The sequence below is a fragment of the Stenotrophomonas sp. PFBMAA-4 genome (genome assembly GCF_030053215.1).
Lineage (GTDB): Bacteria > Pseudomonadota > Gammaproteobacteria > Xanthomonadales > Xanthomonadaceae > Stenotrophomonas.
Genome location: NZ_JASGBW010000001.1, coordinates 254,077 through 272,217 on the forward strand (window position 1 = coordinate 254,077; position 18,141 = coordinate 272,217).

11 protein-coding genes are annotated in these 18,141 nt (G+C 68.3%); all 11 read left to right on the plus strand.

Going from position 1 to position 18,141, the window contains the following annotated elements; genetic code table 11:
* Position 1 precedes the first annotated feature (1 nt).
* The 11 genes from QMZ26_RS01185 (at position 2) to QMZ26_RS01235 (ending at position 18,020) form a co-directional block, all read left to right on the plus strand.
* The gene (locus QMZ26_RS01185) at positions 2 to 655 is read left to right on the plus strand and encodes a 4Fe-4S cluster-binding domain-containing protein (RefSeq protein ID WP_234458549.1); all 654 of its coding nucleotides are present in this window, start codon (positions 2 to 4) and stop codon (positions 653 to 655) included.
* 4 nt (positions 656 to 659) lie between these two features.
* Positions 660 to 6,989 carry an AAA domain-containing protein gene (locus tag QMZ26_RS01190; RefSeq protein ID WP_283220297.1) on the plus strand — a complete coding sequence of 2,110 codons (6,330 nt, stop codon included), beginning with the start codon at positions 660 to 662 and terminating at the stop codon, positions 6,987 to 6,989.
* Positions 6,986 to 8,344 carry a hypothetical protein gene (locus QMZ26_RS01195; protein WP_283220298.1) on the plus strand — a complete coding sequence of 453 codons (1,359 nt, stop codon included), beginning with the start codon at positions 6,986 to 6,988 and terminating at the stop codon, positions 8,342 to 8,344. The genes QMZ26_RS01190 and QMZ26_RS01195 overlap by 4 nt, the downstream gene beginning before the upstream one ends.
* A 120-nt stretch (positions 8,345 to 8,464) precedes the next feature.
* A complete protein-coding gene (gene flhB, locus QMZ26_RS01200; RefSeq protein WP_200733470.1) occupies positions 8,465 to 9,595 on the plus strand; it encodes a flagellar biosynthesis protein FlhB in 1,131 nt (376 codons plus the stop codon).
* A 41-nt stretch (positions 9,596 to 9,636) separates the two neighbouring features.
* Positions 9,637 to 11,697, plus strand: coding sequence for a flagellar biosynthesis protein FlhA (gene flhA, locus QMZ26_RS01205; RefSeq protein ID WP_283220314.1), 2,061 nt, complete (start codon positions 9,637 to 9,639; stop codon positions 11,695 to 11,697).
* Between the two features lie 145 nt (positions 11,698 to 11,842).
* Positions 11,843 to 13,531: a flagellar biosynthesis protein FlhF gene (gene flhF, locus QMZ26_RS01210; RefSeq protein ID WP_283220299.1), complete on the plus strand. Its 1,689-nt coding sequence runs from the start codon at positions 11,843 to 11,845 to the stop codon at positions 13,529 to 13,531.
* Complete coding sequence (locus QMZ26_RS01215; protein ID WP_079221807.1) at positions 13,518 to 14,405, plus strand: MinD/ParA family protein; 888 nt, start codon at positions 13,518 to 13,520, stop codon at positions 14,403 to 14,405. Before flhF ends, QMZ26_RS01215 begins: the two co-directional genes overlap by 14 nt.
* A complete protein-coding gene (locus tag QMZ26_RS01220; RefSeq protein ID WP_079221806.1) occupies positions 14,402 to 15,145 on the plus strand; it encodes an RNA polymerase sigma factor FliA in 744 nt (247 codons plus the stop codon). The genes QMZ26_RS01215 and QMZ26_RS01220 overlap by 4 nt, the downstream gene beginning before the upstream one ends.
* Before the next feature lie 57 nt (positions 15,146 to 15,202).
* The gene (gene cheY / locus QMZ26_RS01225; RefSeq protein WP_053520063.1) at positions 15,203 to 15,595 is read left to right on the plus strand and encodes a chemotaxis response regulator CheY; all 393 of its coding nucleotides are present in this window, start codon (positions 15,203 to 15,205) and stop codon (positions 15,593 to 15,595) included.
* Positions 15,595 to 16,200 (plus strand): protein phosphatase CheZ, encoded by a 606-nt coding sequence (locus QMZ26_RS01230; RefSeq protein WP_079221805.1) that lies wholly within the window; start codon positions 15,595 to 15,597, stop codon positions 16,198 to 16,200. The genes cheY and QMZ26_RS01230 overlap by 1 nt, the downstream gene beginning before the upstream one ends.
* Positions 16,201 to 16,202: 2 nt before the next feature.
* Complete coding sequence (locus QMZ26_RS01235; protein WP_283220300.1) at positions 16,203 to 18,020, plus strand: chemotaxis protein CheA; 1,818 nt, start codon at positions 16,203 to 16,205, stop codon at positions 18,018 to 18,020.
* The last annotated feature ends 121 nt before the right edge of the window (positions 18,021 to 18,141 follow it).

Genomic DNA, 18,141 nt, shown 5'->3' on the forward strand with positions numbered 1-18,141 from the left:
CATGCAGGTCAGTCTGTCGCGGGTGCATTTCCCCGTCACCACGCTGGGGCCTGGCCGCAGGCTTGGCATCTGGTTCCAAGGCTGCAGCATCCGCTGCCCCGGCTGCATCTCCGCCGATACCTGGGGGCCTGGCCATCGTCGCATCGCCGTTGACGTGCTGCTTGAACAGCTTGCCCCCTGGTGGCGGCAGGCTGACGGGGCAACGATTTCCGGGGGCGAGCCCTTCGACCAGCTGGATGCACTGCTGGCCCTGTTGCGAGGCCTGCGGTCGCGCGGCCCAGGGGACATCCTTGTCTACAGCGGCCATGCGCTGGAAGCATTGCAGGCCCCGTTGCGCCGCGCCGAAGGCCTGATCGACGGCCTGATGAGCGATCCCTACCTGGCGACTGCCGGGCAGACCCGGGCGCTGCGCGGAAGTGACAACCAGCGACTGAGCCTGCTCACCGGCCTCGGCCGCGACCGGCTGGCAGGGCTCGACCGCCCGCATGCCCCGTCCGACAAGGTGCTGGACATCATGTTTGACGAAGACGGCAGCCTGTGGATGGCCGGTATCCCCCGACACAACGACCTGCTGCGCCTGCGCGAAATGCTGCGCGCGCAAGGTCATCACCTACAGACCAGCGCGCACGCCCCCCGCGGCGAAGGCGTGGAGTAACTGCATGATCCGATTCTGCCCCAACTGCCATACCGAACGCGGTCTGCATGAACTGTTCTGCGAAGGTGACATCGGCTCGCACCCCTGCGGCTGGGACCTGGCAGGCGAGCCCATCCATGCTGACGGTTGGCGCCCCAGCATCGTGCGGACCCAGGATGACGCCTCGCAGGCACCCCACGACACGCGCGTGGATGCCCTCTGCACCAACGGCCACCCGCTGGAGCCCGGCGACCTGATGTGCCTGCAGTGCGGCGCCGAACCGGCAGCGACCAGCCCGGCGGCGATACCGCCGGCTGCCGAAGACGCCACCGAAGCAGATTCCGATAGCAATGGGGCCTTCGGCGAAACGGTGATCGACCAGTGGCGGCTGGTGCGCCAGATCAGCAGCACCGATGGCATCCGCGAGCGTTACCAGGCCGAGCACGCGCAGAGCGGCCAGGTGGCGGTGCTCACCCTGTATCGCGCCGGCGCCGAGCCGGACCCCGCAGTCTACGATGTCATTCGACGCCTGCCTCGTGAACATGTGCCGGACATCATCGCTACCGGCCGGTGGGATGATCGCGCTTACGAGGTTGTGGAAATGCTTGCCGGCGGCAGCCTGGCCGACCTCGGCAGTGTCATTGCCGATCGTGATGCCGTACGCCACGTGGTCCGCGAGCTCGGCCAGGCCCTTCACGCCTTCAACGAAGCAGGCCTGCGCCACCGTGACCTGCGCCCGGCCAGCCTGCTGGTGCGCTCGCGTGCCCCTCTGGATATGGTCATCAGTGGCTTTGGCTCGGCGCGCCTGTCAGAGTTCGACCTGGACATCGTGTCGCCGCTCGAGACCAGCCGCTACATGGCGCCAGAAGCGATCGCCGGCGGCGTCGCCGCGGCTTCGGACTGGTGGAGCCTGGGCATGATCCTGCTGGAGCAGCTGACACAGGGCCGCTGCTTCGAAGGTACCCACGCCAACGCCTACCTGATTCACGTGCTGGCCAATGGCGTACCGATCCCGCCGGGCATTGATCCGGACCTGGACCTGCTGCTTCGCGGCCTGCTGGTGCGCGACCGCCACCAGCGCTGGCAGTGGCCGGAGGTATCGGACTGGCTGGCCGGCATTGCGGTGGCCGCTCCGCCATCTGCCACGCAGGAACGTGATGAGGGCGACGGTGCAGGCCTGCGGCTCGGAGAACGACGGTTCCGGCGTCCTGCGTCCTTTGCCCTGGAGGCCGCACAGGCTGAGCACTGGGACGAGGCACGCGACAGCCTGTTGCGTGGCGTCATCGTCACCTGGGCGGGCCAAGCTGGACTTCCTCCCTCCACCGTGTCCGCACTACGCCAGGTCGTCCAGCATGAGGGCGTGGAAGAGGATTTCCGGCTGATGCTGGCGTTGAAGATCCTCAATCCGGAAATGCCCCTGATTCACCGTGGCAGCATCGTCACGCCTGGCTGGCTGCTCGAGCACCCTGTGGAGGGCTACCGCCTGATCAGCGGCTCGGTACCGGACCTGCTCGAACAACTGCAGACCGATGCCTGGCTGTCAAGGCTGAAGCTGCGTGCGCAGAACGTGCGGCAGCGCGCGCTGCACCAGCAGATCGACCTCATCGAAGAAGTGCTGCGTGTCTATCTGCTGTCCACCTCGCGGGCGCGCCTGGCCAGCCAGTGGCAGGAGCGCCAGAAGCTTCTGCCTGACACGGACCACCCGGGGCTGGCGACCCTTGCCGAACGCAGAATGGTCACCGAAGAAGACCTGATCGTACTGCTCAGTGCGGCGATCGGGCAGTTCCGCTCGGTCGATGCCATCGTTGCCGACGCCACGGTCCAGGCTGCCAAAGCCGGTGTTGCCGAATGGGATGCCGCAGCCGCCACGCTGCTGCTGCAGCACCCACGCATCGAGTTGTACCGTGCGGTGGACGAACGCATCCTGGGTTTCGCGCGATGCGGCATGCCGGTCATCGACAGCTGGGCCGAGCAGTTCCGTCTCGAACGTCGCATGCCGTTGGCCCGCGCGCTGGTGGTGCTGGCCGTTCCTGGCAGCCGCTGGCAGCAGCCGCAGCAGCAGCAGTACGTCGCCCAGATCCTGGACTTCTTCGAGAAGAAGGTGGTGACCGCCGTAATGCGTGGGCCACTGGTCCGGATGAGCATCGGCAAAACCACCGCGCGAGTGGACATCCGCGAACTGGACAGCTCGCGGCGCCCGGCCGCAGCGCTGCTCGACCACCTGATGCAGCGCAATGCACGGGCTGTTGCTGTCGACCCGGAAGCCCTCCAGCGCAGCCCGACGGTCGAACAGCGGATGCGTGCGCTGTTGCGGCAAAGCACCCTGTACAAGCGTGACACCGGCATCGACGGCCTGTACCTGGGCTTCCCCTTCCTGCTCAGCCGCGACCCGCGCAGCAACGCGCGTGCGCGCATCATTCCACTGCTGCTGTGGCCAGTAGAGCTGGAAATGGAACTGGCCAAGCGCGGCCAGGCCAACCTCGCCTTCGACGGCGAGCGTGAGGAAGTACGTATCAATCCAGCGCTCGAGGCCATCGTGGGTCCTGAGATGTTCCGCCGCTGGCAGGCATCGGCCGATGAACTGCTCGGCCGTTCATCGCTGCGTGCCTCAGACGTGATGGATGCCTTCGGCATGCTGGCCCGGGTGCGCTCGCGCACCCTGACTGCACTACCGGGCCTGGACGTCGTGGTCGATCCGCTGGGCGATGAACTGGAGTGCGCTGCCGTGCTGTTCCATGTCACCTTCATGGGCCAGGCGATAGGTGAGGATCTTCGGCAGTTGAAGGTTCTCCCGCCCAACGGAACCGGCCTGGAAACGGCCCTGCGCCTCGCACCGCCTGCGGCCGTTGACGCCGTGGCGGCGGCGCCGGCGGAGCTGCAACGCTACTTCACCGTGGCCAGCGATCCCTCGCAGGAGGCCGCTGTACTGCAGGCACGCCAGGGTCCAGGCCTGTTGATCGAGGGGCCGCCCGGCACCGGCAAGAGCCAGACCATCGTCAACATGGTGGCCGATGCCATCGGTCGCGGTCGCAGCCTGCTCATCGTCTGCCAGAAACATGCCGCGCTTGAAGTCGTACACAAGCGCCTGGTTGCAGAAGGCCTGGGCCAGCGTGTCGTCATGCTCAACGACGTCAACCGCGACCGTGAGCCGGTCATCCGCTCGATCCGTGAGCAGTTGGAACGCTTGTTCGCCGAGGACAGCAGCAACCCGAACGGGCGCGCAGCGCGCGAGCGGACCGCCGCCCGTATCGAGGCGCTTGAAGGCGATCTGGATCGCTTCCACCACGGCCTGCATCGCGTCGATCCCCTCAGCCACCTCAGCTATCGCCAGCTTCTGGGCGAGCTGATCGAACTGGAAGCGGGTACGCCCCCCCTCGAGTTTCCCGCATTGCGGCAGCGGCTGGGCATGCTCGACATGGCCCAGCTGACCGCGCTCGAGGAGCAGTGTGCGCCACTGGTGCGCTGGTGGCTGCCGGCACGTTACGAGGGCAGCCCCCTGGCAGACCTGCGCCCCTTTGCTGCTGATACCGCAACGCTGGACGCGTTCGCCGAAAGCCTGAATGCCTTCATGCAGGCCGAGCAGCAGCGACAACAGGCATTGGCCGAACACCCTGCCAGCTTCGAGATCGAGGATGCAGCTCCGTACCGGGCATGGATCGGCGAGCATGTGAGCACTTTACTGGCGCTGCAGGACGAACAGCGCCAGCGTCTGGCTCGATGGCTGCCACTGTTCCGCAGCGCCACCGGCGGCGGACCGGTAAGCGGCGACAGCCTTGTCGTTCAGCTTCGCCGGGTTGAACAGCAGCTCGGGCAGGCTGCTCACGGCAGCGCGGTGCCTGGCCTCTCGGGCGCGCTGGCCAATCTGGATGAAGCGACACTGCGCCGGCACGAGCAGGACTGCACGGACGTCATGGCCCGTACGACATGGTGGGCGCGGCTGAATCCGCGTCACTTCGTGCAGCGCAGCCGTCTTGATCGCCTGCTGCGTGACCATGCCGGCATCGCGTCCGAGGCAGCGCTGCCTGCGCTGTTGGGCGCGCTGCGCCTGGAGCTGCAGCTGGCCCCGCTGCGCCAGCAGTACAACGATGCCCGCCTGGCACTGGGGCTGCCTGCCGTCACCGGACAGGGTGGTGCCGACCTGCTGCCGCAGCTGCACCAGGACATCGATGGGCTGCTGGAGGTACAGGCCCTGGCGCGCGCACTTGCACAATCCCCGCGCGCCCAGCAGGCCGACACCGCCATGCTGACCGCTGACAAGGCACAACTGCAGAGCCTGCTGGATGACCTGGATGCCTCCCTGCTGAGACACGCCGCGCGCCAGGCCAGCCTGCACCAGCTTGCGCCGCTCCAGGACTGGCTCGACGACCCGCTGGCCGGGCAGCTTCGACACAACGTCCTGCATAACCTGGACAACCAGCGTCTACTGGACCGGCTGAAAGTCGCGCTGCCCAGCCTGGCGGCCTATCAGCGGTTCCGTGGCCGCGCCGGCCAGCTCGATGAATCCGCCCGCCAGTTGCTGGAACAGCTCCGCCAGCGTGAGGCGCAGCTGGATGCATTGCCGGCCGACCAGCTGGAGGGCGCCGTCCGCCGCCTGCTGGCCCGGGAGGCCCGCCTTGGCTGGAAGCACCGTATCGAGCACGAGCTCCCCGAACTCCAGTTCAGCCAGGACGAAGCACGCGCAAAGATCACCGGCCTGGCCGAGGCTGACCAGCAGATGCGCCGCCTGAACCGTGAAATGCTTGGCGCCCACATGGACATGTCCCTGCTGGGCAGCCGCAAGCAGTGGGAGGACGTGACCCGGCTGACCGGACGCCGGTCACGGCGCCTGCGCGAGTTCATTGAACTGGGAAGCGCACTGGGCCTCATGCACCTGCGCCCGGTCTGGCTGATGAACCCGGATGTGGCCAGTCGCGTGCTGCCCCTGCAGGCGGGCATGTTCGATACCGTGATCTACGACGAAGCCTCGCAGATGCCGGTGGAGTACGCCCTCCCTACCCTGTTCCGGGGCAAGGTCACCGTCGTCAGCGGCGACGAGAAGCAGATGCCGCCCACCGCCTTCTTCTCCAGCCGCGTGGAAAGCGATGAGGCCGAGATGTTCGATGGCGATGAACCGGACGCCGAGGCCGACGATGCACAGCGCGAAGCCTTCGAGGACGACTGGAACCGCCGCGAGATCAAGGATTGCCCCGACCTGCTGCAACTGGCGAGGACGGTGTTGCCCAGTACCACCCTGCAGATCCACTACCGCTCGGCGTACCGCGAACTGATCAGCTTCTCCAACGCCTCCTTCTATGGGAACCGTCTCAACGTACCGGTCCGCCATCCGCAGGCCCGCATCCAGCAGATCAAGCCGTTGCAGCTGATCCAGGTCGATGGCCTGTACCAGAACCAGAGCAACGCGCTCGAGGCCGAACGTGTGGTGGCCTACCTCGAGGACCTGTGGCAGGCACCCCGTGCAGAGCGCCCCTCAGTGGGCGTAGTGACCTTCAACCGCAAGCAGGCCGAACTGATCGAGGATCAGCTGGAGTTGCGGGCCAGCGAGGATGAGCCCTTCCGGCTTGCCCTGCAGCAGGAACGGGAGCGCGTCGTGGAGGGTGAGGACATGTCGGTGTTCATCAAGAACGTGGAGAACGTGCAGGGCGACGAGCGCGATGTGATCGTGTTCTCCACCACGTTCGGCCGCAATGGGCAGGGTACGTTCAGGCGAAACTTCGGCGTGCTCGGCCAGACCGGCGGAGAGCGGCGACTGAACGTGGCAGTCACCCGTGCCCGGCAGAAAGTCGTCATGATCACCTCGATGCCGATCAACGATGTATCGGACATGTTCAACACGCAGCGTGCCCCCGCCAGCCCGCGTGACTATCTGCAGGGCTACCTGGAGTATGCGCGTGCATTGTGTGCGGGCCAGTTCGAGGCCAGCAGCAGCCTGCTCAACCGGTTGCAGACCGACCGCAGCATTGTCTCCGGGGCGGCACAAAGCGCGCAGGACGGGTTCGTCGCCATCGTCGGCGACTACCTGCGCTCGCTGGGCTGGGCTGCCAATCCGGCCAACGAGGGCGATGCCTTTGGCCTGGATTTCGCCATCGAAGATCCACGCACGGGCCTGTACGCCATCGGCATCGAGTGCGATGCACCCAGCCATGGCCTGCTGCAGCGGGCCCGCGCCCGCGAGATCTGGCGACCCACGGTGCTGGGACGCGCCATTCCCAGACTGCACAGGGTGTCATCGCAGGGCTGGTATCACGACGGTGATGGCGAACGCGCACGCTTGCGCCAAGCGGTCGAGCAGGCGATGGGAATGGCCACCCACACCAGTGACCCGGTGCATGCGCCTACCCCGGAGGCCTCCGCATGAGCGGTCCGAAGGTGGTACGTTTCCAGTCCGAAGCCGAACTCCGCGCCCTGCGGGAGGATATGTTGCGCATCCTGGAACGCGAGGTGCTGCGTTGGCAGGAGCGTGCGCTGCGGCTGAAGGCCCTGGAACAGGCGCAGCTCGCCGCCGTACTGGCACGCCGTGACGCGCTGCGTGCGGCCGTCACCAAAGGTGACAATGCACTTTATGCCTACCAGGTGAAAGCCGAGACGGCCTGGCTGCGCGCCGACCTCGCTGAGCGCGAGGAACACGCGATCGAACAACGCATCGCGCAGCGCCAACGCGCCCGGCGCCAGCAGCAGAACGCCGTCATCGTCATCAAAGCGCTGCAGGCCGGTGGCGTGGCGGTGGATGCAGACCTGTCCCAGGCACTGGACCGGCTGGCTGAGGGCAGCCCCGAGGCGGATGCCGAGGGCGTGTTGGCACGCGCCACGCTCGCGCTCTCCTCCCGCGATCAGAGCGAGGAGCTCAGCCAGGCACAGCGCGCCATCGCTGAGGCACTGCGTGAGGATGCCACCGGATCCAGCACCGCCTGGCACGCGGCGCCAGCCGAACGTGACCCACGGCTGCAGCGCATTGACCGGCACATCGCCGAGCTGCAGTTGCTTCAGGGAGCCGTCTCCGCCCGTACATTCCAGGACGCACTGCGTGCGGCAGAGGCAGAGCCCGACGTGCAGCGGCGGAACCTCCTGCTGGACAGCCTGGTACTGGATCTTGGCAGCGCTGCCGACACCTTCCGCCAACAGCGCGACCACCTGACGCATCTGCAGGATCTGGCGCACGTACTCAGCACCTTGGACGCGGACAGCCAGGGCGACCTGCTGCGGGAGGCCGCCGCCGCCGATGCCAGCACCCCGGCGGCCCGCCTGCTTGCCTTGGCCGACGCTTGCCAGCATGCCATCGATCACTACCACCAGCGGCAAGCCGCTTCATCGCGCCGCGCCGCCCTGCTTGCCGGCCTCGCCGAGCTTGGCTACGAAGTCCATGAGGGCATGGAAACGGCCTGGTCTGATCAAGGGCGTGTCGTGCTGCGTCGTCCAGCCAGTCCCGGCTATGGGGTCGAACTCGGCGGGAATGCCGCGAACGGTCGGCTGCAGGTCCGCGCGGTGGCCATGAACACCGAGCGTGACCGCAGCCGGGACCGGGATGTGGAAGCCATCTGGTGCGGTGACTTCTCGCGCCTGAAGGCGCAACTGAACGCGCAAGGCAGCGACCTGCAGGTCGAGCGCGCCCTGGGCGTGGGGGAAGTGCCACTGAAGGAAGTGGAGGCAGTGGCCGAACCCGCCCGGTCGGCGTCCGCTACCAGCAGGCGCCCCGGAGACAGGCGCCTGCGCTGACAAGCGCCGCATGGTCTGGCGCAGCCCCATTGCGCCAGACACCGCCGCCCGGCCATGCCAGGCGGCCATCACGGAACACTTCTTGCACGCACCCCGGCAACCCCAGCCGCAGTGCCCGTGATGTCCGAGAACGAAGACGCAGGCGAAAAAACCGAACAGCCAACAGAAAAGCGCCTGCGTGAAGCCCGCGAACAGGGCAACATCCCGCGCTCGAAGGAACTGGCGACCGTGGCCGTGTTCGGTGCCGGCATCATCGCCATCATGGCCAGCGCCGCCTCGCTGGGGGCCGGCGGCCGTGCCTGGATGCGTGCCGCGCTCAGCCCCGAACCCGCCCTGTGGCAGAACCCGCAGCTGCTGTTCGGCCACTTCGGCATGCTGTTCCTGCGCCTGATGATGGCCTGCTGGCCGCTGCTGCTGGTCTGCCTGCTGGCCAGCTTCCTGGCGCCGGTGGCGATGGGCGGCCTGCGCTGGTCGAACAAGTCGCTGGTCCCCGACGCGAACCGGCTCAACCCGCTGTCCGGGCTGAAGCGCATGTGGGGTGCCGAAGCCCTGGCCGAACTCACCAAGTCACTGCTGCGCATGGGTTTCGTCGGCGCCTCGGCCCTGCTGGTCTTCGCCGCCAGCTTTGACAGCCTGCGCGGCCTGCTGAACCAGCCACTGGAATCGGCCATCGGCCACGGCCTGGGCTTCACCCTGAAGCTGCTGCTGGCCGCGGCCGGGGCCATGCTGGTGCTGGCCGCCATCGATGCCCCGTACCAGCGCTGGAACTGGATGCGCAAGCTGAAGATGACCCGTGAAGAGCTGCGCCGGGAAATGAAGGAAAGCGAAGGCAGCCCGGAGGTGAAGGGCCGCATCCGCCACATGCAGCAGCAGCTGGCCAACCGCCGGATGATGGAAGCGGTGCCTACCGCCGACGTGGTGGTGGTCAACCCCACCCACTACGCGGTGGCCCTGAAATACGAGGGCGGCAGCATGGGCGCCCCCACCGTGGTCGCCCTGGGCGTGGATGAAACCGCCCTGCGCATCCGTGAAGTGGCCGACGGCAACAAGGTCGCCATTGTCTCTGCCCCGCCTTTGGCACGCGCCTTGTATCGGGAGGGGCAACTCGGAAAGGAAATTCCCGTGAGACTGTATTCCGCCGTCGCCCAGGTGCTGTCCTACGTCTACCAGCTGCGCAGCTGGCGGACCGGCCCGATGCCGTCCGCCCCGCATGTGGATGTGGATGAATTCGGCAAGGGAGGCCGCCCGTGAGCGCACAGGCATCCAGCTTCAACACCCGCCGCGCCCTGGAGATGATCCGCCAGGGCCTTGGCGCGCCGCTGATCGTGCTGGCCCTGCTGGCCATGGTCGTGGTGCCGCTGGCCGCACCGGTGCTCGATGCACTGTTCACCTTCAACATCGCCATCTCGCTGATGGTGCTGCTGGCGGTGGTCTACGTGAAGCGCCCGCTGGACTTCACCATCTTCCCGATCGTGCTGCTGGTCACCACCATGCTGCGGCTGGCGCTGAACGTGGCCTCCACCCGCGTCATCCTGCTGCACGGCCAGAACGGCCACGAGGCGGCCGGCAAGGTCATCGCCGCTTTCGGTGAATTCGTCATCGGCGGCAACTACGCCGTGGGCATCGTGGTCTTCGCCATCCTGACCATCATCAACTTCGTGGTCATCACCAAGGGCGCCGGGCGCGTCTCCGAAGTGACCGCGCGCTTCATCCTTGACGCCATGCCCGGCAAGCAGATGGCCATCGACGCCGATCTGAACGCCGGTTTGCTGACGCGTGAAGAAGCCAAGGCCCGCCGTGAAGAGGTCCGCGAGGAAGCCGACTTCTACGGTGCGATGGACGGTGCCAGCAAGTTCATCCGCGGCGACGCCATCGCCGGCATCCTGATCCTGTTCATCAACATGCTGGGCGGCCTGGCCGTGGGCGTGCTGCAGCATGGCATGCCGTTCGGCGATGCCGCCGCCACCTACACCCTGCTGTCCATCGGTGACGGCCTGGTGGCGCAGCTGCCGGCCCTGCTGATCTCCAGCGCCGTGGCAATGCTGGTCACCCGCGCCTCGCGCTCGCAGGACATGGCCCAGGCCATGACCGGCCAGGTGTTCGGCCAGTACCGCGCACTGGCCATCACCGCCGGCATCCTCGGCCTGGTCGGCCTGGTCCCCGGCATGCCCAACGTCGCTTTCCTGACGCTGGCCGCCCTCCTCGGCTTCATCGCCTGGAAGCTGTACCGCAAGAGCCAGGCACCGGCCACCAACGATGCCGCCGGGTCCGGCGATGCCGCCGCGCTGGCCGCCCTGGGCCGCCAGCCCAGCCCCGCGCCCACGGCCGAACTGAGCTGGGACGAGCTGCGCCCGGTCGATCCGCTGGGCCTGGAAGTGGGCTACCGGCTGATTCCGCTGGTGGACGCCAACCAGGGCGGCGAGCTGATGGCGCGCATCAAGGGCGTGCGCCGCAAGCTGACCCAGGACGTGGGCTTCCTGATCCCCTCCGTGCATATCCGCGACAACCTGGAACTGCCGGCCAACGGCTACCGGGTGCTGGTGCATGGCGTGCCGGTGGCCACTGCCGACATCCACCCCGACCGCGAACTGGCGCTGGACCCCGGCAGTGCGCTGGGCCCACTGGAAGGCATCGCCGGCAAGGACCCCGCGTTCGGCCTGGATGCCACCTGGATCCAGCCGCACCAGCGCGCCCAGGCCGAGACCATGGGCTACACCGTGGTCGACCCGGCCACCGTGGTCGCCACGCACCTGTCCCACCTGATCCGCGAACACGCGCCGGAACTGCTGGGCCACGAGGAAGTGCAGCACCTGCTGGCCAACCTCGGCAAGAGCGCGCCCAAGCTCGTCGAAGATCTGACGCCCAAGGCGCTGCCGCTGTCGGCGGTGGTGCGCGTGCTGCAGAACCTGCTTGTCGAGCGCATTCCGATCCGCCAGCTGCGCAAGATCGCCGAAGCCCTGGTCGAGCATGCCCCCATCAGCCAGGACCCGGCCACGCTGACCGCGGCCGTGCGTACCGCGCTGGGCCGCTTCATCGTGCAGGAGATCGCCGGAATGTCGGCGGAGCTGCCGGTGTTCACCCTCAACCCGCAATTGGAACGTGTCTTGCAGGAGTCCACGCAGGGCAACGGCGCCGCGCTGGAACCCGGACTCGCAGAGCGACTGCACCAGAGCCTGGCCGAATGTGTCAGCAAGCAGGAAGCGCGAAACGAGCCGGCAGTAGTGCTGGTACCGGGCCCGGTGCGCGCCGCGCTGGCCCGCCTGGTCCGCCACAGCGTTCCGTCGCTGTCGGTCCTGGCCTACAGCGAGGTGCCGGAAGACAAGCGCCTGAAGCTGGTCGGAACGATCAGCTGACGCCGGCCTTCCAAGCGCCAGAAAACAGACACCACTTTCAAACCGCACCACACGACAGATTCCAAGGGGAACCCGAACCGTGCAGACCACCGACCACCCGCGTTCCTCGACCGCCACTCCGCCGACTTCGTCCCGTGACCACAGCATGAAAATCAAACGATTCGTCGCCGCCGACATGCGCTCGGCCATGAACCTGGTGCGCAAGGAACATGGCCCCGACGCCGTGATCCTGTCCAACCGCCGGATCGAGGAAGGCATCGAGATCGTCGCCGCCGCCCACTACGACGAGAGTGCCGTGCAGCGTGCGCTGGAAGCCTCGCGCCGCGAGATCGCACCGCCGCCGCCGCCGAAGCCGCGCAGCGCCGCCGATGCCGTGATCGCCGCCGTGACCCGCCGCCGCAGCGCGACCCCGGCCGCCGAGCCGGTGGCCGCCACCACCTCGGCGGTCGCCGCCCTGGCCCGCGCCGCCGTCGGTGCCACCGGCCGCACCCTGGACAGCGCCGACGAGATCGTGCCGACCCGTGGCAGCACCGGCTTCGCCTCCACCCTGGCCCGCGCCAGCGTCAACGAATCGGCACTGCCGGAACAGATCTTCGCCCCGTACGCCGACGCCATCGTCGCGCCGCCGGCCAGTACCGCCGCGGTTGCCGCCGCACCGATCAACCGCGCCCGCTTCCTGATCGATCCGCCGCTGGAAGATGACAGCGCCACCCTGCTGCCGCCGCCGCTGCCGGCGCCTGCGGTCGCTGCTGCCCCGGTGGAAGCGCCGGTGGAGATGGCCCCGGCCGTGGCCACCGCTGCCATCGTGGAAGCCCCGGCGGCCGCCGCGCCCGCCAACGACGCCGCGCCGCTTGCCGAAGCCGCGCCGACGCCGGCACCGGCACCGCAGCTGGCCCCGGCCCCGGCCCTGACCATGGTGGCCGCCGATGACGGCGAGATCCGCCAGCTTCGCCAGGAAGTGGCCGGCATGCGCCAGGTCATCGAGCGTGAGATGAACCGCTTCACCGACGAGCGCCTGCGTGGCAGTGCGGTGCGCGCCACCGCGCTGGACCTGATGGACGAATACGGCTTCGATGCCGGCCTCGCCCGCGACGTGGCCATGCAGATCCCGCTGGAGACCGAGGCCCACCGCGGCCGCGGCCTGATGCTGGGGCTGATCTCGCGCAAGCTGCCGATCGCCCCGGTCGACCCGCTGGAAGAAGGCGGCGTGATCGCCCTGGTCGGCCCGACCGGCGCCGGCAAGACCACCACCATCGCCAAGCTGGCCTCGCGCTTCGCCGAGAAGCACGCCCCGCGCGACGTGGCCCTGGTGACCACCGATACCCTGCGCGTCGGCGCCCGCGAGCAGCTGTACGGCTACGGCCGCCAGCTCGGCATCGCGGTGCACGAAGCCAACAGCGGCACCGACCTGGACCAGCTGCTGGAGCGCCTGCAGGACTACAAGCTGGTGCTGATCGACACCGCCGGCCTGGGCCCGCGTGACCGCGCCCTTGCCGCCCAGCTGCAGTGGCTGCGGGCCGCCCGCCAGGTGCGCACCCTGCTGGTGCTGCCGGCCAATACGAGCTTCGGTGACATGGACGAGGTCGTCCGCCGCTTCGGCGCGGCCAACCTGCAGGGCCTGGTGCTGAGCAAGCTGGACGAGACCGGCCGCTTCGGCAACGCCCTGTCGGTGGCCGTCGACCATGCCCTGCCGATCACCTGGGTGACCGATGGCCAGGACGTCCCGGAGGACCTGCACCGGGCCAGTGCAGCCAATCTCGTACTTCGCCTTGAAGATTTGCGCCGAGCGGCCGATATGCCCTGCAACCCGGAGTTGAACCATGCCGTCGCGTGAGTACGCCAAGCTGACCAATACCTTCCCGCTGTCGGCCACCCGCAGCGAGCCGCTCGGCCCTGTCCGCACCATCGCGGTGACCGGCGGCAAGGGCGGCGTGGGCAAGACCAACGTGTCGGCCAACCTGGCCGTGGCGCTGGCCGGCATGGGCAAACGCACCCTGCTGCTGGACGCCGACCTCGGCCTGGCCAACATCGACGTCATCCTCGGCCTGAACCCCAAGTTCACCCTGGCCGACCTGGTGGCCGGCCGCTGCAGCCTGGAAGACGTGATCATCGAGGGCCCCAACGGCGTGCTGGTGGTACCGGCCGCGTCGGGCCGCCGGCACATGGCCGAACTGGCCCCGGCCGAGCATGTCGGCCTGGTCAACGTGTTCTCCGAGCTGGAACGCGAGCTGGACATCATGGTGGTGGACACCGCCGCCGGCATCAACGACGGCGTGCTGACCTTCTGCCAGGCCGCGCAGGACACCGTGGTGGTGGTCTGCGATGAGCCGGCCTCGATCACCGATGCCTACGCGCTCATCAAGGTGCTGTCGCGCGAACGTGGCGTGGACCGCATCCAGGTCGTGGCCAACATGGTGCGCGACCCCAACGAAGGCCGCGTGCTGTACGAAAAGCTGACCCGCGTCTGCGAGAAGTTCCTCGCAGATGTCTCGCTGAACTACCTGGGCTGCGTGCCGCAGGATGACTGGCTGCGCCTGTCGGTGCAGCGCCAGCAGCCGGTGGTCAAGGCCTACCCGTCCAGCCCGGCTGCGCTGGCGATCACCGAGATCGCCCGCCGTACCGCCCGCTGGCAGGCGCCGACCGAACCGCGTGGTGGCGTCGAATTCTTCCTCGAACGCATCCTCAAGCAGCGTGGGGTGACCGTATGAAAGGCGCAGCCCAGTACAAGGAAGTCCAGCGCTCGAGCGCGACCGACGTCATCGCCCAGCACTCGGACCTGGTGCGGCGCATCGCCCACCACCTGGCGGCGCGCCTGCCGGCCAGCGTCGAGGTGGACGACCTGATCCAGGCCGGCATGATGGGCCTGATCGAAGCCTCGCGAAGCTACGACGCCGACCAGGGTGCCTCGTTCGAGACCTACGCCTCGATCCGCATCCGTGGCTCGATGATCGACGAGATCCGCCGTGGCGACTGGGTGCCGCGTTCGGTGCACCGCCGTGCCCGCGACGCCGCCGCCACCATCCGCCGGCTGGAACAGAGCAGCGGCCGTGCCGCCAGCGCCACCGAAGTGGCGGCGGCGATGGACATGCCCCTGCCCGAGTACCTGCGCCTGATGGAAGATGCCTCGCGCGGCCAGGTCTTGAGCCTGGAGTCGCGCATCGAGGACCAGGGCGAGCTGGATACGGTCGCCCAGGGTGGCCCGACCCCGCAGCAGGTGCTGGAGCGCGGCGAGTTCGGCCGCGAGCTGGGCAAGGCCATCGGCCACCTGCCCGAGCGCGAACAGCTGGTGCTCTCGCTGTACTACGAGCAGGAGCTGAACCTGAAGGAGATCGGCGCGGTGCTCGGCGTGAGCGAATCGCGGGTCTGCCAGATCCACGGCCAGGCCGTGCTGCGCCTGCGCGGCCGGCTCAAGGTGTTCGAGGCGGTCGACGCCGGCCTCGAACAATGAACATGCGCGAGGCGGCTGCCCCCGGCCGCCCGCAGTGAACAACAAAGGAACTCTGCTTTGAACAAGAACATGCGCATCCTGATCGTCGACGACTTCTCGACCATGCGTCGCATCGTCAAGAACCTGCTGGGCGATCTGGGCTTCACCAACACCGCCGAAGCCGAGGACGGGCATGCCGCCCTGTCGATGCTGCAGAGCCAGCCCTTCGATTTCGTGGTCACCGACTGGAACATGCCGGTGATGACCGGCATCGAGCTGCTGAAGGCGATCCGTGCCGATGCCAAGCTGAAGACCCTGCCGGTGCTGATGGTCACCGCCGAAGCCAAGCGCGAGCAGATCATCGAAGCGGCCCAGAGCGGCGTCAACGGCTACATCATCAAGCCGTTCACCGCGCAGACCCTGGAAGAAAAGCTGGGCAAGATCTTCGAACGCCTGGCGGCGAGCGCCTGATGGACGCCCAGGTCGACAGAAGCGCCCTTGCCCTGCGCCTGCAGGAAGCCCTGGATGCATTGGAATCCGGTGACGAGGCCGCCTGGCGCCAGCGCATCGACAGCCTGGTGGCCGCGCGCACCCAGCCGATGATGAGCGGCCTTTCGCGGCTGGCCCGCGAGCTCGGCCAGGCCCTGGGCGAGCTGCCGACCGTGCCCGACGAGGCCGGCGAGCTGGACGATGCCTGCGCCCGCCTGGACCACGTGGTGGCGATGACCGAACAGGCCACCCACCGCACCCTGGACCTGGCCGAAGAATGCCGCGCCCTGACCGAACAGTTGCGTGCCGATGGCCTGCAGCCGGGCCAGGACGCGCAACTGGAGCGCATCCGCCACAACCTGACCGAGATCGCCCTCACCCAGAGCTACCAGGACCTGACCGGCCAGATCATCCGTCGCGTGGTCGGCATCGTCCGCCGCGTGCACGAAGGCTTTGGCGCGCTCGGCCTGCCGCCGGAACAGCATCGCACCGACCCGGAACTGGCCGGGCCGGCACTGAAGGGACTGGACCGCCACGCGGTCTCGCAGAACGACGCCGACGACCTGCTGTCGGACCTGGGGCTGTAAGCATGAGCGCTGTTGCCGACGACATCACTGCCGATTTCATCATCGAGGCGCAGGAAATCCTGGATCGCCTGGGCGAACAGCTGGTGTCGCTGGAACAGGCACCCCAGGACAACGACCAGCTCAACGCGGTCTTCCGCGGCTACCACACGCTGAAGGGCGGCGCCGGCTTCCTCGGCATCACCGCCATGGTCGAGCTGTGCCATGCCGCCGAAGAAGCGCTGGGCGCGGCGCGTGCCGGCCAGGCCGTGCTGCAGGCCCACCACTTCGATGCCGCCCAGCAGTCGCTGGATTACCTGCAGTCGATGCTCGATGCGGTGTCCTCCGGCACCGAACCCGGATACGCCCCGCCGGAACTGATCGCCCAGTTCGACGTGCATGGCGGGGCGAGCCCCACATCGAGCGCCGCAGCCGCCACCCCGGCCGCTGCCGGCAGCGACCTGATCACCGACGATGAGTTCGAGGCCCTGCTCGACCAGCTGCATGGCGGCAGCGCACCGACCGCCGTCGCACCGCCGAAGAAGGCCGACGACGGCCTGATCAGCGAAGACGAGTTCGAAGCCCTGCTCGACCAGCTGCATGGTGGCGCCGTCCCGGGCGCCAAGCCCGTGGCCGCCGCACCGGCCCCGGCACCCGCCCCACGCGCGGCCGCCAAGCCGGCCGCGAACAAGCCGGTGGCCGAAGCCGAACACACCGTGCGCGTGGACACCAAGCGCCTGGATGCGATCGTCAACCTGATCGGCGAACTGGTGCTGTCACGGAACCGGCTGAAGACCCTGCGCACCCGCCTGCGCGACGAAGAGCTGGATCGCGCGGTGTCGACGCTGGACATCGCCACCGCCCGCCTGCAGTCGGCGGTCATGCGCACCCGCATGCAGCCGGTCGGCAAGGTGTTCTCGCGCTTCCCGAAGGTGGCCCGCGACGTCGCCCGCTCGCTGCAGAAAGAAGTGGACCTGGAGCTGATCGGCGCCGAGACCGAGCTGGACCGCAACCTGGTCGAAGCGCTGGCCGACCCGCTGGTGCACCTGGTGCGCAACGCCATCGACCACGGCGTGGAAATGCCGGACCTGCGCGAAGCGCAGGGCAAGCCGCGGATGGGCCACGTGCGCCTGTCGGCGCAGCAGGAAGGCGACTACGTCAGCATCGAAGTGCAGGACGACGGCGCCGGCATCGACCCGGAAAAGCTGCGCGCCAAGGCCCGCGAGAAGGGCCTGATCGACCCGGAAGCCGCCGCCCGCCTGAGCAGCGAGGAGTGCCTGCACCTGGTGTTCCTGCCCGGCTTCTCGACCAAGCAGCAGGTCACCGATATTTCCGGCCGCGGCGTGGGCATGGACGTGGTGCAGTCGCGCATCCGCGAGCTGAGCGGCCAGATCCAGATCCAGTCGGAACTGGGCCGTGGCAGCCGTTTCCTGATCCGCGTGCCGCTCACCCTGGCCATCCTGCCGACGCTGCTGGTGCAGGCCGGCGAAGACGTCTATGCGCTGCCGCTGGCGCGCGTGATGGAAGTGCTGCACGCCCCGCGCACCTCGCTGGGCTGGTTCGATGGCCGCGCCGTGCTGGACCGCCGCTCGCACACCCTGCCGCTGGTCGATCTGCGCCAGTGGCTGGATGTGACGCCTGCAGCGTCCCCCCTGCTGACCATCGTGGTGCTGCAGGCCGGTGAAGCGCGCTTCGGCCTGGTCGTGGACCAGGTGCGCGGCCGCGAGGAAGTGGTCATAAAGCCGCTGCCCAAGGCGCTGCGCGGCCTGCGCGGCTACGCCGGTGCAACCTTGATCGGCGATGGTCGCATGGCCCTGATCCTGGACGTGGACGGCCTGCGCTGAACCCCCGCCGGGCATGGCCCGGCGCTACCCGAGATGGCCCTGCGCGGTAGCGCCGGGCCATGCCCGGCGACCCGAAAACTGTGACTACCGTCTGTACACGATCTACCGGTGTCTCAAGTCC

Coding starts and splice junctions, on each gene's coding strand:
- flhF (WP_283220299.1), top strand. CDS start 11,843: ATGAAAATCAAACGATTCGTCGCCGCCGACATGCGCTCGGCCATGAAC.
- QMZ26_RS01185 (WP_234458549.1), top strand. CDS start 2: ATGCAGGTCAGTCTGTCGCGGGTGCATTTCCCCGTCACCACGCTGGGG.
- QMZ26_RS01230 (WP_079221805.1), top strand. CDS start 15,595: ATGGACGCCCAGGTCGACAGAAGCGCCCTTGCCCTGCGCCTGCAGGAA.
- flhA (WP_283220314.1), top strand. CDS start 9,637: ATGATCCGCCAGGGCCTTGGCGCGCCGCTGATCGTGCTGGCCCTGCTG.
- QMZ26_RS01195 (WP_283220298.1), top strand. CDS start 6,986: ATGAGCGGTCCGAAGGTGGTACGTTTCCAGTCCGAAGCCGAACTCCGC.
- QMZ26_RS01220 (WP_079221806.1), top strand. CDS start 14,402: ATGAAAGGCGCAGCCCAGTACAAGGAAGTCCAGCGCTCGAGCGCGACC.
- flhB (WP_200733470.1), top strand. CDS start 8,465: ATGTCCGAGAACGAAGACGCAGGCGAAAAAACCGAACAGCCAACAGAA.
- QMZ26_RS01235 (WP_283220300.1), top strand. CDS start 16,203: ATGAGCGCTGTTGCCGACGACATCACTGCCGATTTCATCATCGAGGCG.
- QMZ26_RS01215 (WP_079221807.1), top strand. CDS start 13,518: ATGCCGTCGCGTGAGTACGCCAAGCTGACCAATACCTTCCCGCTGTCG.
- QMZ26_RS01190 (WP_283220297.1), top strand. CDS start 660: ATGATCCGATTCTGCCCCAACTGCCATACCGAACGCGGTCTGCATGAA.